14 protein-coding genes and 1 tRNA gene are annotated in these 13,988 nt (G+C 71.5%); 4 read left to right on the top strand and 11 right to left on the bottom strand.

Going from position 1 to position 13,988, the window contains the following annotated elements:
- Positions 1-34: 34 nt before the first annotated feature.
- Together B9B60_RS05285 and B9B60_RS05280 are read right to left on the bottom strand one after the other, a co-directional pair.
- Positions 35-715, bottom strand: a complete 681-nt coding sequence (locus tag B9B60_RS05285) for a 50S ribosomal protein L25/general stress protein Ctc (protein ID WP_084450171.1) — start codon at positions 713-715, stop codon at positions 35-37.
- A 183-nt stretch (positions 716-898) separates the two neighbouring features.
- Entirely contained in the window at positions 899-1,930 is a 1,032-nt protein-coding gene (locus B9B60_RS05280) for an EamA family transporter (protein WP_234993757.1), read from the bottom strand.
- 73 nt (positions 1,931-2,003) lie between these two features.
- On the opposite strand from B9B60_RS05280, the gene B9B60_RS05275 reads away from it, so the two are divergent.
- Positions 2,004-2,558, top strand: coding sequence for a CGNR zinc finger domain-containing protein (locus B9B60_RS05275; protein WP_084450169.1), 555 nt, complete (start codon positions 2,004-2,006; stop codon positions 2,556-2,558).
- Between the two features lie 55 nt (positions 2,559-2,613).
- Here the strand turns inward: B9B60_RS05275 and B9B60_RS05270 are convergent, their stop codons facing one another.
- From B9B60_RS05270 to B9B60_RS05250, 5 genes are all read right to left on the bottom strand, one after another.
- Complete coding sequence (locus tag B9B60_RS05270) at positions 2,614-3,585, bottom strand: ribose-phosphate diphosphokinase (RefSeq protein WP_072625364.1); 972 nt, start codon at positions 3,583-3,585, stop codon at positions 2,614-2,616.
- On the bottom strand, positions 3,582-5,072 hold the full coding sequence (gene glmU, locus B9B60_RS05265) for a bifunctional UDP-N-acetylglucosamine diphosphorylase/glucosamine-1-phosphate N-acetyltransferase GlmU (protein ID WP_084450168.1): 1,491 nt from the start codon (positions 5,070-5,072) through the stop codon (positions 3,582-3,584). The genes B9B60_RS05270 and glmU overlap by 4 nt, the downstream gene beginning before the upstream one ends.
- Before the next feature lie 181 nt (positions 5,073-5,253).
- Complete coding sequence (locus B9B60_RS05260) at positions 5,254-5,940, bottom strand: histidine phosphatase family protein (protein WP_084450167.1); 687 nt, start codon at positions 5,938-5,940, stop codon at positions 5,254-5,256.
- A 55-nt stretch (positions 5,941-5,995) separates the two neighbouring features.
- On the bottom strand, positions 5,996-6,949 hold the full coding sequence (locus B9B60_RS05255; RefSeq protein ID WP_234993756.1) for an intradiol ring-cleavage dioxygenase: 954 nt from the start codon (positions 6,947-6,949) through the stop codon (positions 5,996-5,998).
- A gap of 125 nt (positions 6,950-7,074) precedes the next feature.
- Complete coding sequence (locus B9B60_RS05250; protein WP_084450165.1) at positions 7,075-7,656, bottom strand: TOPRIM nucleotidyl transferase/hydrolase domain-containing protein; 582 nt, start codon at positions 7,654-7,656, stop codon at positions 7,075-7,077.
- Between the two features lie 54 nt (positions 7,657-7,710).
- Between B9B60_RS05250 and B9B60_RS05245 the strand changes: the two genes are divergently transcribed.
- The gene (locus B9B60_RS05245; protein WP_072625369.1) at positions 7,711-8,340 is read left to right on the top strand and encodes a cation efflux transmembrane domain-containing protein; all 630 of its coding nucleotides are present in this window, start codon (positions 7,711-7,713) and stop codon (positions 8,338-8,340) included.
- A 16-nt stretch (positions 8,341-8,356) separates the two neighbouring features.
- On the opposite strand, the gene B9B60_RS05240 is transcribed toward B9B60_RS05245, so the two are convergent.
- Both B9B60_RS05240 and B9B60_RS05235 read right to left on the bottom strand, forming a co-directional pair.
- Positions 8,357-9,739: a hypothetical protein gene (locus B9B60_RS05240; protein ID WP_084450164.1), complete on the bottom strand. Its 1,383-nt coding sequence runs from the start codon at positions 9,737-9,739 to the stop codon at positions 8,357-8,359.
- A complete protein-coding gene (locus B9B60_RS05235) occupies positions 9,736-11,121 on the bottom strand; it encodes a hypothetical protein (RefSeq protein WP_084450163.1) in 1,386 nt (461 codons plus the stop codon). The genes B9B60_RS05240 and B9B60_RS05235 overlap by 4 nt, the downstream gene beginning before the upstream one ends.
- 130 nt (positions 11,122-11,251) lie before the next feature.
- Between B9B60_RS05235 and B9B60_RS05230 the strand changes: the two genes are divergently transcribed.
- Positions 11,252-11,827, top strand: coding sequence for an NADPH-dependent FMN reductase (locus B9B60_RS05230; protein WP_084450162.1), 576 nt, complete (start codon positions 11,252-11,254; stop codon positions 11,825-11,827).
- Positions 11,828-11,900: 73 nt separating this feature from the next.
- Here B9B60_RS05230 and B9B60_RS05225 read toward each other — a convergent pair.
- Positions 11,901-11,979, bottom strand: a tRNA-Gln gene (locus tag B9B60_RS05225).
- Positions 11,980-12,048: 69 nt separating this feature from the next.
- On the opposite strand from B9B60_RS05225, the gene B9B60_RS05220 reads away from it, so the two are divergent.
- Positions 12,049-12,696, top strand: coding sequence for a TetR/AcrR family transcriptional regulator (locus B9B60_RS05220; RefSeq protein WP_234993755.1), 648 nt, complete (start codon positions 12,049-12,051; stop codon positions 12,694-12,696).
- 269 nt (positions 12,697-12,965) lie between these two features.
- Here B9B60_RS05220 and B9B60_RS05215 read toward each other — a convergent pair whose 3' ends face one another.
- Positions 12,966-13,763: a methyltransferase domain-containing protein gene (locus B9B60_RS05215; protein WP_084450161.1), complete on the bottom strand. Its 798-nt coding sequence runs from the start codon at positions 13,761-13,763 to the stop codon at positions 12,966-12,968.
- Positions 13,764-13,988: the final 225 nt, after the last annotated feature.

Below are 13,988 nucleotides of genomic sequence, written 5' to 3'. Positions count from 1 at the left end.
ACCGCCTGCGAGACGGCGCTGTGATGCCGGTGGGTCACTCCTGCTCGGAGGACTCCTCGCCACCCTCGGTGGCCTCGGCGTCGCCCTCGGCAGCCTCGGCGTCGGACTCGTCGTGCTCGATGCCGGCCTCGGCCTCGGCCTCGGCGAGCTCGGCCTCGAGCTCCTCGGCGGAGATCTGCTGGGTGATGTTGATGACGAGCAGCTCGGCGTCGGAGGCGAGCGTCGAACCGGCCGGCATCTCGACCTGGCCGGCGAGGATCTGGGTGCCGACCTCGAGGCCCTCGACGGAGACGACGAGCGCCTCGGGCAGGTTGGTGACGTCGGCCTCGATCTCGAGGGTCGCGTTGTCGACCGTGACGACGGTCTCGGGGGCGGCGTCGCCCTCGACGTGGACGGGGACATCGACGGTGACCTTCTCGCCGCGCTTGACGATGACGAGGTCGACGTGCTCGATGATCGGCTTGATCGGGTCGCGCTGGACGTCCTTGGCCAGGGCCAGTTGGTCGCCCTCGCCGTCGACGGCGATGGTGAGGAGCGCGTTGGGGTTCTTCAGCGCCTGGAAGGTGTCGTGGAAGGGCAGGGCCAGGTGAACCGGGGCCTCGCCGTGGCCGTAGAGGACGGCGGGGACCTTGTCGGCGCGGCGCAGCTTGCGGGCCGCACCCTTGCCGAACTCGGTCCGCTTGTCGGACACCAGGCGGATCTCGTCGCTGGACATGTCGTGCTCCTTGGGTCGGGGGTGCCCGCGCAGGGAGCGGGCGTGTCTCGTGGGCGGTGGCCTCGACGTGGGACGCGGCGCGGACGTGGATGTCGACGCGCGGGCAAGCCCACAGGACGGCACCGCGTCGATCACGGATCGCTGCGACCGTGCAGCGTCCCTCGCCGAGGCAACCCCGAGATACTAGTGGACCCGCTCGGGCTCGGCCAACTCGGTCTCGCCGGGCTCGTCGCCACCGGCCACGATGGCCGCGTCGACGTCGGCGACGGGCAGCGCAGCCCCGGCCACCTCCCCTTCGCCGAGCTTGACCATGACGACACCGGCGAGCACGGCGAGGCCGCCGAGCAGCTGGACCGGGGACATCGCCTGGCCGACGACGAGCCACGCGAAGACGATCGCGAAGAGGACCTCGCTCAGCCCGACGAAGGAGGCGATGGTCCCGCCGAGCAGGCGGGCGGCCGCGATGCCGGAGGCGTAGGCCACGGCGCCGGCGACGATCGCCAGCTCGGCGACCGCGACCCACCACGGCGCCGACCAGCCGGCGAGGTCGACCCGGTCGGTCGACGCGGCCATGGGCAGCCAGCCGAGCGCGGCGACCGCGAGCAGCCCGAGGGCCCCGACGGCCAGCCCTCCGCCGGCGAAGCTGATCGGCGGCAGGGCCTCTTCCTCGTCGGCCGCGACGAGGAAGAAGACGACGAGCCCGACCGCGGCGAGCAGGCCCCACAGGACGCCGGCGACGTCGAGCCGGGCGCCCGAGGCGACGTCGAGGACGAGGACGAGGCCGAGGACGGCGGCGCCGACCCCGGCGGCCGTCAGTCGGCTGGGCCGGCGACCGTGGCGCGCCCAGACCCAGCCGACGATGAGGACGGGAGCGAGGTACTCGAGGAGCAGCGCGACGCCGACCGACAGGTGGTCGACGGCCATGAAGTACGCGAACTGGCACCCCGCGACCGCGAAGACCCCGTACGCCAGCAGGCGAGGAATGTTGCGCCGCACCAGGTGCCAGTGCCCACGCATGGCGATGGCCGCGGGCACGGCCATGACGAGCGCGGCCCCGGTGATCCGCGCGGTGACCAGCGCACCGGGGGTCCAGCCGGTCTCCAGCAGCGCGGCACCGAAGGTGCCCGAGGAGCCGAAGGTCGCCGCCGAGAAGAGGGCGACGAGCAGCCCGAGGGCGAAGGGGGACCGCGCTGCGGTCTGGGTGGGGGCCGGCACAGCTCCTCCTGACGTCATGAGTCACGTAACCTGTTGGTGATGACGCTAGGCCTCCCGACCGTCAGGAGTCAACGTGACCTTTGCCCATGACACCGATGTGGCGCTGCAGACCGCTGCGGCGCTGGTCAACACTGCCGTCGGCGCCTTCCCCGACGACGCGGGCGACACCCTCGAGACGGTCGAGCAGCTCCGGGACTTCTACATCGGGTGGGCATGGACCGGCCGCTTCGACGGCGACGCCGCCGAGCTCGACCAGGCGCGCTCCCTGCGCCCCCGACTGCGGGCGGTGTGGGAGGCCGCGGGCGACGACGAGGCCGCGGTCGCGCTCGTCAACGACCTGCTGCGCACCGGCGAGGCCCTCCCCCAGCTCGTCGACCACGACGACTACGGCTGGCACATCCACGCGACCGACGCCGACGCCCCCTTCGCCCGCCGGATGCAGGTCGAGGCCGCCATGGCCTTCGTCGACGTCATCCGGGCCGGGGAACTCTCCCGGCTGCGGGTCTGTGCCGCCGACGACTGCGACGACGTGCTCGTCGACCTCTCGCGCAACCGGTCCAAGCGCTACTGCGACGGCGGCTGCGGCAACCGGCTCGCCGCCGCCGCCTATCGCTCACGCCGCTCCTGAGCACGACATCGGCCCAGCGCGGGACTCCCGCGCTGGGCCGAGTCGTCGTGGGGCCTCAGGTGAAGAGGCTGGTGACCGACCCGTCCTCGAAGACCTCGCGGATGGCGCGGGAGACGAGCGGGGCGATCGACAGGACCGTGAGGCCGTCGAACTTCTGCTCGTCGGTGAGGGGCAGGGTGTCGGTGACGATGATCTCCTCGGCGGCGCAGGCCTGCATCCGCTCGACGGCCGGGCCGGAGAAGATCGCGTGCGTCGCGGCGATGATGACACCGGCGGCGCCGTCTTCCATGAGGGCGTCGGCGGCCTTGGTGATGGTGCCGGCCGTGTCGATCATGTCGTCGACGAGCACGCACCAGCGGCCCTCGACCTCACCGACGACGCGGTTGGCGACCGACTCGTTGGGCCGCTCGATGTTGCGCGTCTTGTGGATGAAGGCCAGCGGCACGTCGCCGAGCTGGCGCGACCACTGCTCGGCGACCTTGATCCGACCGGCGTCCGGGGAGACGACGGCGAGCTGGCGGTCGCCGTACTTGTCCTTGACGTAGTCGGCGAGGATCGGCCGGGCCATGAGGTGGTCGACCGGGCCGTCGAAGAAGCCCTGGATCTGGTCGGTGTGCAGGTCGACGGCGATGAGCCGGTCGGCGCCCGCGGTCTTGAAGAGATCGGCCATGAGGCGGGCGGAGATCGGCTCGCGCCCCTTGTGCTTCTTGTCCTGGCGGGCGTAGCCGTAGAAGGGCTGGACGACGGTGATCCGCTTGGCGCTGGCCCGCTTGAGCGCGTCGACCATGAGCAGCTGCTCCATGATCGCCTCGTTGATCGGCGTGGAGTGGCTCTGCAGGACGAAGGCGTCGCACCCGCGCACCGACTCCTCGTAGCGCACGTAGATCTCGCCGTTGGCGAACTCGTAGGCGCTCGACGGCACGAGGTCGGTGCCCAGCTCGGCGGCGACCGCATCGGCCAGCTCGGGGTGGGTGCGCCCCGTGAAGACCATGAGGTTCTTCTCGGTCGTCTTGTTGATGCCGGTCACTGGGAGTCCTCGCTGGTGTCGGGGGTGGCGGTGGAGTCGGACGAAGGGGGTGTGGCCGCGGCCCGGGCGGCCGCCTCGGTGGGCGTGCCGGCGCGCTGCGCCGCGACCCAGCCGTCGATGTTGCGCTGGCGGCTGCGGGCGATGCCGAGCTGGCCGGGGCCGACCGCGTCGGTCAGGGCGGAGCCGGCGGCGACGTAGGCACCGTCGGCCACCTCGACCGGCGCGACGAGCACGGTGTCGGAGCCGACGAAGGAGTGCTTGCCGATGACGGTCTGGTGCTTTTTGACCCCGTCGTAGTTGGCGAAGATCGTGCCGGCGCCGATGTTGGCCCCCTCGCCGATGATCGCGTCGCCCGCGTAGGTGAGGTGCGGGACCTTGGCCCCGTCGCCGATCTTGGCGTTCTTCGTCTCGACGAAGCCGCCGATCTTCCCCTTCGCCCCGAGCTCGGTCCCGGGACGCAGGTAGGAGAAGGGCCCGACCGTGGCGTTGGCACCGACGACGGCGAGGTTGCCCTCGGCCCGCTTGACCTCGGCGCCGTCGCCGACCTCACAGTCGATGAGGGTGACCTCGGGGCCGATCGTCGCCTCGGCGCCGATGCTCGTGGCGCCGAGCAGCTGGGTGCCGGGCAGGACACGGGTGTCGGCGCCGATCGTCACGTCGACGTCGATCCACGTCGTGGCCGGGTCGACGATCGTCACGCCGGCGCGCATGTGCCGCTCGCAGGTGCGGCGGTTGAGCTCGCGGCCGAGCTCGGCGAGCTGGACGCGGTCGTTGACCCCCTCGGTCTGCCAGAGGTCGGTGAGCACGTGCGCGGTGACGCGGCCACCGGCCGCGCGGGCGAGCTGCAGGACGTCGGTGAGGTACTTCTCGCCCTGGGCGTTGTCGCTCGTGACATTGGCCAGCTCGCGACGCAGCACCTGGGCGTCGAAGGCGTAGATGCCGGAGTTGATCTCGCGGATCTCGCGCTCGGCGTCGCTCGCGTCCTTGAACTCCACGATCCGCTCGACGTTGCCCTCGGCGTCGCGGACGATGCGGCCGTAGGCCTTGGCGTCCTCGAGGACCGAGGTGATGACGGTGACGGCCGCCTGCGCCTCGACGTGCGCCCGGGTCAGCTCGCTGATCGTCTCCGCGGAGAGGAGCGGCACGTCACCCATCGTCACGACGACGGTGCCGGTGAGGTCGGCCGGGAGGGCGTCGAGACCGCACTCGACGGCGCGGCCGGTGCCCTTGACCTCGTCCTGGTCGGCGGTGCGGCAGGCGATCTCGCTGCGGGCGGCGTAGTCGTCGATGAACTCGGCGACGCGGTCTCGCTGGTGGCGGATGACGACGACGGTCTCCGCCGCACCCGCGCCCGAGGCGGCCCGCATCGCGTGGCCGAGGAGCGGGGCCCCACCGATGGGGTGGAGGACCTTGGGGAGGGTCGACTTCATCCGGGTCCCCTCGCCGGCAGCGAGGATGATGACTGCATCTGGACGGACGTCGTTCACGCGGTGTCTCCGGGGTGTCGGGGGCGCGGCCGACCGTCTGGGCCGCGTCGCCACTGTAGCGGCCACCCGCCCGCGGCCACGACCTCACCCGTCACCGCCGCCCCACCCGCCCGCATTGCCGTAGGGCAATGCACGGTTGAGGCCGCATTGCCGTAGGGCAATGCGGGCGGGTGGGGAGAGGTCACCGGTCGTCGGCGTCGAGCTCCTCGTCGATCGCCTCGCCCGTGACGTCGTGGGCGCGGACGCTGGCGAGGTGCGCACCGCCGAGCGGGTCCCCGTGCCAGCGCACGAGGTCCCACCCCTCGCCGGCCCGGCTGTCGAGCATGACCATGCCGGTGTTGTTGATCCAGCGGCCCTCGACCTCGTCGGCGTCGAGGCCCGCCGCCAGCGCTGCGTAGACGCGGATCGCGGCGCCGTGGCTGAAGAGGGCTACCGTATCGCCACGCCCGTGCCCCTGCGCGATGTCCCGCACCGCGGCGTCGTAGCGCGCCATGAAGTCGTGGCCGTTGGTCCCACCCGCGAGCGCGTGGTCGAGATCGCCGTGCAGCCACGCGGCGAGCCCGCCGAGGTAGGCCTCGACGGCCGCCCGGTCCGACCGCATCTCGAAGTCGCCGGCAGCGATCTCCTGCAGCCCCTCGCGCACGTGCACATCGATCGAACGCTCCTGCGCCAGAGGCGATCCCGTCAGCTGGGTGCGGACCAGCGGTGACGCGTAGACCGCGCTCACGTCCTCGTCGGCCAATGCCTCCGGGACGGCCGCGGCCTGGCGCTGCCCGAGCTCGGTCAGCCCGGCGCCGGGGAAGGCGGTGTCGAGCGCACCGGTGACGTTGTGAGGGGTCTGGCCGTGACGGATGAGGAGGAGACGCACACCAGCAGGCTACGCAGGTGGGCGCCTCCCCTCGGACGCGGTCCGGGTGACCGGCTCAGCCCTGCGAAGGGGGCGCACCGCCGGGCTGACCGCCACCACCGGCGCCACCACCGCTCGGCTCGGTCGTCGTGTCGACGCCCACGACCAGGGTGACGTCGTACCCCTTCGCCACGCTGCCACTGACGTCCGCGAGCTGACTCGTGCCCCCGTCGTCGCCGAAGACGTTGTCGCTCGTCAGGCTCAGGCTCGCCATGTTGTCCACCGAGGCCTCGTAGCCGTCGGTGGCGTAGACCGTGGTGCACACGTCCTGGGGCAGCGCGACCTGGGAGGTCGCGATGGCGTTGGAGGCGTCGGTGATGCTCCCCTCGTCGGGGTAGACCTCGAAGTGGATGTGCGGCCACCGACCGGAGTAGCAGGCCGGGAAGATGCTCATGAAGCTCACCGTGCCGTTGTCGTCGGCGACCTGGACACCGCGCAGGTAGTTCTCGTCCTCGACACCCTCGGAGTACATCGAGTAGTTGCCGTCGCGATCGCAGTGCCACACGTAGACCGCGACGCCGGCGAAGGCACCACCGCCCTCGGCGAGGTCCTTGATCTTCAGCGTCAGGGTCATCGGGACCCCCTCGGCGGTCGTCGTGCTGCTGCCGAAGCTCGAGCGGATGTCCTGCCGCACGACGCCGCTCTCCTCGAGGACGTCGGGACCGTTGCTGCCGTCCCCGGGGTAGGGGCCGGCGGTCTCGTCGGGGATCTCGGTCAGCGAGCTCGAGCTGCCGCTCGTGCTCGAGCCGGAGCCCGAGCTCGCTGACGTGGCACTGCTGCTCGAGCTGCCGCTCGAGCCCTCGCCGCTGCCGGCACAGGCCGTGAGGCCCAGCACGGTCCCGGCCCCGAGAAGGCCGAGCATCCGGCGGCGCCCGACGAGCGTGCCGATGTCGAACTGCAGTCCCTGGTCGACGAGCTCCTCGTCCTGCTTCGGCAGCACCCGCCCCTCGTGGGTCCGTGGTGTCGTCATGGCCGTCTCCTTCGCTCGCTGCCTCCGGGTCATGGACTCAAGCCAAGCCCCGCAGGTTGTGGGTCCGCTGTGGGGTCGCCATGACGCAGCGATGCCCCGGCGACCCGGGAGACGGCCCTGCACGGTCACCGCCCGACTGCGTCCTCGAGCACCGCGACGAGCGGGGCGGGCGCCCGGTCGAGATCGAGCGCCTCGACGAGCAGCCTCGCGTAGCGGGCCTTGCGGCCCGACTGCGAGGTGAGGAAGCGGCGCAGCACCTCCTCACGGGTCCACCCCCGCTGGGAGGGCATCTGCGCCAGCAGGCGGAGCGAGGTGGCCTCCCCCGCGGCCTCGATGACGGCCTGGGCACCGTCGGGGCCGACCGCGCGCAGCAGCTCGTCCTCGAGATCACGGTCGCACGCGTGGAACCCGACCTCGGCCAGCTCGATGTCCGCCGACCCGACGTCGCCGGTGACGAGGACGCCGGCGACGAGCAGCCCCCTTCGCACGTGGTGCTCCTCGGGGACGTCGTAGAGACCCGCGAGCGCCAGGCCCCGACCGCGCGGGCCGTCGCGCAGCGCGTGGCTGCGCAGGTTGGTGATGCCGCCCATGGCGACGACCTCGACCCCGGCCGCGGCGAGGTCCTCGCCCCGTCGGTGCGCGAGCGCGTGCAGGGCCACCCGGTCGCTCTCGCCCTCGACGAGGAGGACGGTCCGTGGCGTGCTCACCCCACCATTGGGCTCCGGGCGCGCCTGCGGCGCAAGCGGTTTATCGTCGCGACCATGACCGCCGAGCACCCGCCCCGCCTCGACGCCGACCGGCTGCGCCGCGTCGTGCTCGTCGTGGCCCTGATCAACTTCGCCTACTTCTTCGTGGAGTTCACCGTCGCCCTGCTCGCCGGGTCGGTCTCCCTGCTCGCGGACAGCGTCGACTTCCTCGAGGACACGGCGATCAACCTGCTGATCTTCATCGCGCTCGGGTGGCCCCTCGCCCGCCGGGCGCTCATGGGCAAGGCGATGGCCCTCGTCATCCTCGGGCCCGCCGCCGTGGCGGGCGTGGCGGCGATCCGCCGCTTCGCCGACCCGGTGGCCCCGGACGTCCTGCCCGTCGTCCTCGCCTCGCTCGGTGCCATCGCGGTCAACGGCACGAGCGGGTGGCTGCTCGCCGGGGTGCGTCACGCGGGCGGGTCGCTGAGCCGCGCCGCCTTCCTCTCCGCGCGCAACGACGTGCTCGTCAACATCGCGGTCATCGCGATGGCCGGCATCACCCTGTGGACCGCGTCGGGCTGGCCCGACCTCGTCCTGGGCTGCCTGATCATCCTCATCGCGCTGCACGCGGCGTGGGAGGTGTGGGAGGTCAGCGAGGAGGAGCGCCTGGCGGCCAAGGCCCTTGCGGGAGAGGAGATCGACTGACCTCGGCCGGTCGCGATCAGTCGCGGCGTCGGATCTCGTCCACGCCGACGAGCCACGCGTAGCTGCGGGAGGAGCGGCTGTAGCGGCCACCGGTGCGCTCCTGGTACTCGCGGAACACGGCGAAGCCGTCCGTCGAGACATCGGCCCCCGGCGAGAGGTCGTCATCGGTCTCGGCGACGAGCTGGGCCGTGCGGGAGTCGACGATGCGGAAGGAGCTCTCGGCCGCGTCGCTGAAGAGCTTGTCGGCAGGCCGGAAGAAGACGATGAGTCGACCCCGCGGGTCGTTGGTGGCGATGCGGTAGCCGTCGGGCACCTCGACACCACCGACCACTTGGTCCGCCAGGGCATCCCGCAGGGTGAGGGTGTCCCCGTCGCGGGAGATCTCGAAGCGGTCGTGCACGACCGACCCACCGTCCGGCACCTGCTGCGACTTCTCGACCGGAGGTGCGTCGACGGTGACGAGGCGGCCGCCGTCGAGCAGCCTGACGCTGTCGCCGCACCGCACGAGCGGGGTGGCCTCCGCGGCGAGCCGTCCACCCGAGTCACCGGGGTTGTCCAGTCGCGCTCCGCGGCACGACGTGCGCGCCACGTCCTTCCCGGACCGAAGGGAGGTGACCGTCACCTCGTCGCCCTGACGGTGGATCGCCTCGTCATCGCGCACGAGGACCCGGCCACGGGGTGCGTCCGGCCAGGTCCGTGCGATCTTGCCGGTGTCGAGGTCGAGCGCCTGGGTCGTCTGCTCGTCGGGGGTGATGAGGACGTATCGCTGCTCGGGCAAGCCATGGGGGTAGAGCGTGGCCAGGTCCGTGTCGCAACCGACCTCGGTGTCGTGGCTCCACGTGACGCTCGCATCCTCGATCGCCACCCCGGAGACGACGATCCGGCCCCCGGGGACGTCCTCCCCGAGTCGGGCCTCGTCGCTCGTCGACATGCACGAGATCACGGCGACGTGGCGCGTCGACAGGCCGATGACCTCGGCCTCGTCCCCGGGCCGGACCTCCTTGTCACCGTGGGCGACGAGCAGGTCGGTGGCCCGGGCCTCGGCCAAGCCGCTCTCGCGTTCGACGCGCACGTCCCCGCCGAGCGTGGAGACGACGGCACCCTCGGAGGTCAGCACGGCGCTGCCGAAGGCACTGCCCTGCTCCCACCGCTTCCCCGTCGGCGCGTGCTCCACCCAGTCGCCGTCGTCGTCGCCGTAGGCGAACCAACCATTGGGCCCGATGCTCAGGCTGTACGAGCGGTCCTTGGTGAAGTAGTGGACCCGGCCGTCGATCCCGCTGCTGCCGCTGAACCCTCCCCGGAGGAGGAAGGCGACGACGAGCAGGACGACCACCCCGGCGGCGAGGAGCGCCAGCACGAGCTTCGTGATGTCGACCGTCTTGCTCGGGGTGCTGCTCATCGCTCGTCCTTCGTCGTCGCGACCCACAGTCGCGTCCCCTCGATCTCCTCGTCGTCCGCCTCGACGAGGATCACGCCGTCGGGCGACACGTCGGCGCCGCTGCGCATGACGCCGTTGGTCCGCACGACGAGGTCACCGGTCCGGATGTCGAAGGCCAGGTAGGTCCCCCGCGGGCGCTCACCTCCCGTGTCGAACTCGACGAAGGTGATCAGCCGGCCCACGGGGCCGAAGGCGCCGAGGGAGAGGTCCTCGGGCACGTCGAGCACCCCGACCTCCTTGTCCTGCAGGCCGTCCCGCAGAGTGACCTTGTCTCCGTCGCGCTCGAGCAGGTAGCGACCGTGGGCCACCTCCCGACCGTCGGGCAGCTCTTCACCCGTGTCCACAGGCGGGACGTCGATCTCGACGAAGGCGTCGTCCTGGACGACGTGGACGCTGTCGCGGCAGGTGACGAAGGGGGTGACCTCCGGCGCGAGTTGCTGCGTGATCTCGTCCGGTCGGCCCGGGGAGGCCCGCGGGCACTCCACCCGGGTGAGCTCCTTGCCGGTGCGCAGGGACCGCCAGGCGACGGTCTCGTCGTCCTCGCGCACGAGCGCCTTGTCCCCGCTGATGACGATGTCCCGTCGGGGACTGCCCGAGCGCTCCAGCGCGCTCTCGCCCGTCGCGACGTCGACGACGACCTGGTGGTCCTCACCCACCTGCACGAGCGCGTACTGCTGCGCGGGCATCGTCCGGGGCTTGCTGAGCGGCAGCGCGTCGGGGCCGCATTCCAGCCCGATGTCGCGGACCCAGTCGATCGCGGCGTCGTCGAGCGAGAGCCCAGCGAGCACCGCCGAACCGCCATCGACCTCCTCGTTGAGGCGCGCCGGCGACGGCGCCAGGCAGGTCACGACGACGACCTGTTCGTCGCCCATCGCGACGACCCCGACGTTCTCGCCGCCCCACAGGTCGTCATCACCGAACTCGTCGGCGATCTCCTTCGTCGTCCGCGTGCTCGACGACCCCTCCCGCTGCACGAGCACCTTGGCCTCGTCGGGTTGCACGACGACCCCGTCCTGCGAGATCGACATCTGCGAGTTGAGGTCGCCGATCGTCCATGACTCACCCGTGCGCACGTTGTGCGCGACGTAGTCGCCTCCGTCACCGGGGTGGGTCAGCCACCCGTTGGGCCCCAGCTGGATCGCCAGATCCTCGCTGTCCCAGACGACGTTGCCCTCGACCTCGGGCGGGTCGTCGCCGCCGAAGATCCCGCCGAGCCCACCGGGGACGAAGGAGAGGACACCCGCGCAGAACATCCCGACGAGGACGAGCACCCCGACGACTTTGAGCATGAAGACACCGGTGCGCGGTCCGGTCTGCGGCGACAGATCGTGGGGTGCGGTCACGGCGCCATTGTGGCCGACCGCACCGGCCAGCGCGCACCCGTCCGTGGGGGCGGGAATGCGGCGGCGACCTCCTTTCGTTTAGGGTTGTTGAATCATCAATAAACAGCCTCACCACCACAGGAGTGAACGCATGAAGATCGGCATCATCGTCGGGTCCGTCCGCCAGGTTCGCGCTGCGAGCGCTGTCGCGCAGTGGGTGAAGTCCGTCGCCGAGCGCACCGAGGACGTGACCTTCGAGGTCGTCGAGCTGTCCGACTTCGACCTGCCGCTGCTCACCTCCGCGACCGTGCCGGGCATGGCCGACCGCGCCTACGACGACGAGCGCGTCGTCCGGTGGGGCCAGGCGATCGACTCCTACGATGGCTTCATCTTCGTCACGCCGGAGTACAACCACTCGATCCCCGGTGCCTTCAAGAACGCCTTCGACTCCCTCGCCCCCGAGTGGATGGGCAAGACGGTCGGCTTCGTCTCCTACGGCGCCGACAACGGCGTGCGCGCGGTCGAGCACTGGCGCACCATCGTCGCCAACTTCCAGATGCACGCGGTGCGTCAGCAGGTCTCGCTGAGCCTGTTCACCGAGTTCGGCGACAACGGCCTGCAGCTCGAGGAGCGTCGCGAGGGAGAGCTGACCACGCTCGTCGAGCAGCTCACCGACGCCACCCGCAAGTTCGTGCTCGCCGACCAGCTGAGCGGCGCCGCTCGCTGAGCCTGACCGGCCACGCGCACGGCCCCGGACCTGCGCGGTCCGGGGCCGTGCGCGTCCGTGGACCGGACGACGGCTCCCCGGGTAGGAGTCGAACCTACGTCGCTAGTCCTGATTCAAAGTCAGGCGGGCCCTGCCGGCAGACCAACCGGGGAACGCCGCCGAAGCGGCTCCGGTCAGGGTAGTCGACGCCTCCGCCCCCTTCGTCACCGACAATGGGAGCCATGAGCGAGCAGGCACCCGAGGAGAGCCCGACGCCCCGACGCGCGCGGATGACCGCCGCGGCCCGGCGCGAGCAGCTCGTCGCGGTGGGCCGTCAGGTCTTCGCCGCGAAGGGGGTCGACGGCACCTCCGTCGAGGAGATCGCCGCGACGGCGGCCGTCTCCAAGCCGGTGGTCTACGAGCACTTCGGTGGCAAGGAGGGCCTCTACGCCGTCGTCGTCGACCGTGAGCTGCGCGCCCTGACCGACGGCGTGACCGCCTCGCTGACCGCCGGCGGCAGCGACCGCGAGACGATCGAGCGCGCGGCGCTGGCCCTGCTCGACTACATCGAGGGCTCGCCAGACGGGTTCCGGATCCTCGTGCGCGATGTCAGCGGCACGGCGCCGTCCGGAACGTATGCCTCGCTCCTGTCGGACGTGGCCGCCGAGGTGGCCCACCTGCTGTCGGACGCCTTCGAGCAGCGCGAGCTCGAGAGCCGCTACGCGCCGATGTACGCCCAGATGCTCGTCGGCCTGGTCTCGCTCACCGGTCAGTGGTGGATCGAGACCCGCACCCCTCCCAAGGAGGTCGTCGCGGCGCACATGGTCAACCTCGCGTGGAACGGCCTGTCCGGTCTCGACCCGCACGTCAGCATCACCCCCGACGACTGACCCGCCCCCCTCCGGACGTCCCCAGTGCGTGCAGGTTGGGAGCGTTGATGCCACCTGGCTGCCCATCTCCGGGCATCCAGGTGGCACCAACGCCGCCCGGTGACGTCAACGCCGTCAGGTGGTGTCCGCAGGGCCCAGGGCCTTGGACGGTTCCGTCCCCACTCCCCAGGTCAGGCCTGCTGGAGCTCTCGGTCGCCGGCTCGGAACCACACACCTCCACGAGCTGCGAGGGCCGGCGGTTTGGGGGATCTCGGGCATCCCGACGACGCTCAGGCCCTGTGCCCCACCGCGAAGACGCGGCGGAAGGCGAGCAGGACGCCAGCAGGGGTGCGCGGGTAGGCGGCAGTGAGCCGGTCGGCGTAGGCAGCAAGGAAGGCCTCGCGCTCGCCCTCGTCCTCGAGCACCTCGAGCATCGGGCGCAGCCCGGTGCCGCTCACCCAGTCGAGCACCGGGTTGTCGCTCTCGCCGGCGGGGTCGAGCACGTGCGTGTAGGTCGTCTCCCACGCGTCGACGGCGAGGCCGCCCGCGGTGAGCACCTGCAGGTAGGTCGAGGGGTCGCCGGCACCGTAGCGCTTGCTCGCCGCCTCGAGCTCGCCGCTGCGCGGGTGGTCGACGGCGGTCTCGCGCATGAGCGCGTGCGTGGGGGCGTCGAAGTTGCCCGGCACCTGCAGGGCGAACCACCCGTCCGCCGCCAGCGCGTCGACCCAGGTCTCGATGAGCGGCAGGTGCCGCGGAACCCACTGCAGCGCAGCATTGCTCACGATGACGTCCGGCGCTGCGCCCAGGCTCGCGATGTCCCAGTCGGCCAGGTCGGCCTGCACCCACGCGACCCGCCCGTCGGTGTCGAGGGCACGCGCCGCGTCGAGCATCTCGGCGCTGCTGTCGACCCCGACGACCCGTGCCTGCGGCCACCGCTCGGCGAGCGAGAGCGTGAGCGGGCCGTTGCCGCACCCCAAGTCGACGACGAGTCGCGGCTCCTGCGCGGCGACTCGCGCCATGAGGTCGAAGAAGGGACGGGCTCGCTCGTCGGAGAACTGGCCGTACCGGGTCGGGTCCCACGTCGTCATCAGTGCTTTCCTCCTGCCTCGGGTCCGAGCAGCCTAGCTGTACTCAGCCAAGAGGTTGGTGACACTCCGTGTCGGGGTTGACGTAAGGGAGGACCCCCGGGTGCGGTGGGTGATGTCTAAGTCGCCTACCGACCGGAGGTCCTCATGTCCCACGGTAATGCCCGCCTGAACCAGCACGGTCGTGAACTGCTCGTCGAGCGGGTCATCGGTCAAGGGTGGGCGGTG

The sequence above is a fragment of the Janibacter indicus genome, assembly GCF_900176385.1.
In the GTDB taxonomy this organism is placed as follows: domain Bacteria; phylum Actinomycetota; class Actinomycetes; order Actinomycetales; family Dermatophilaceae; genus Janibacter; species Janibacter indicus.
This window is presented reverse-complemented; position numbering and strand designations above follow the sequence as displayed.

Bases quoted from the DNA above. Each gene is read 5' to 3' on its own strand.
- B9B60_RS05285 (WP_084450171.1), bottom strand. From the start codon at position 715: ATGTCCAGCGACGAGATCCGCCTGGTGTCCGACAAGCGGACCGAGTTC.
- B9B60_RS05255 (WP_234993756.1), bottom strand. From the start codon at position 6,949: ATGACGACACCACGGACCCACGAGGGGCGGGTGCTGCCGAAGCAGGAC.
- B9B60_RS05245 (WP_072625369.1), top strand. From the start codon at position 7,711: ATGACCGCCGAGCACCCGCCCCGCCTCGACGCCGACCGGCTGCGCCGC.
- B9B60_RS05240 (WP_084450164.1), bottom strand. From the start codon at position 9,739: ATGAGCAGCACCCCGAGCAAGACGGTCGACATCACGAAGCTCGTGCTG.
- B9B60_RS05230 (WP_084450162.1), top strand. From the start codon at position 11,252: ATGAAGATCGGCATCATCGTCGGGTCCGTCCGCCAGGTTCGCGCTGCG.
- B9B60_RS05220 (WP_234993755.1), top strand. From the start codon at position 12,049: ATGAGCGAGCAGGCACCCGAGGAGAGCCCGACGCCCCGACGCGCGCGG.
- B9B60_RS05215 (WP_084450161.1), bottom strand. From the start codon at position 13,763: ATGACGACGTGGGACCCGACCCGGTACGGCCAGTTCTCCGACGAGCGA.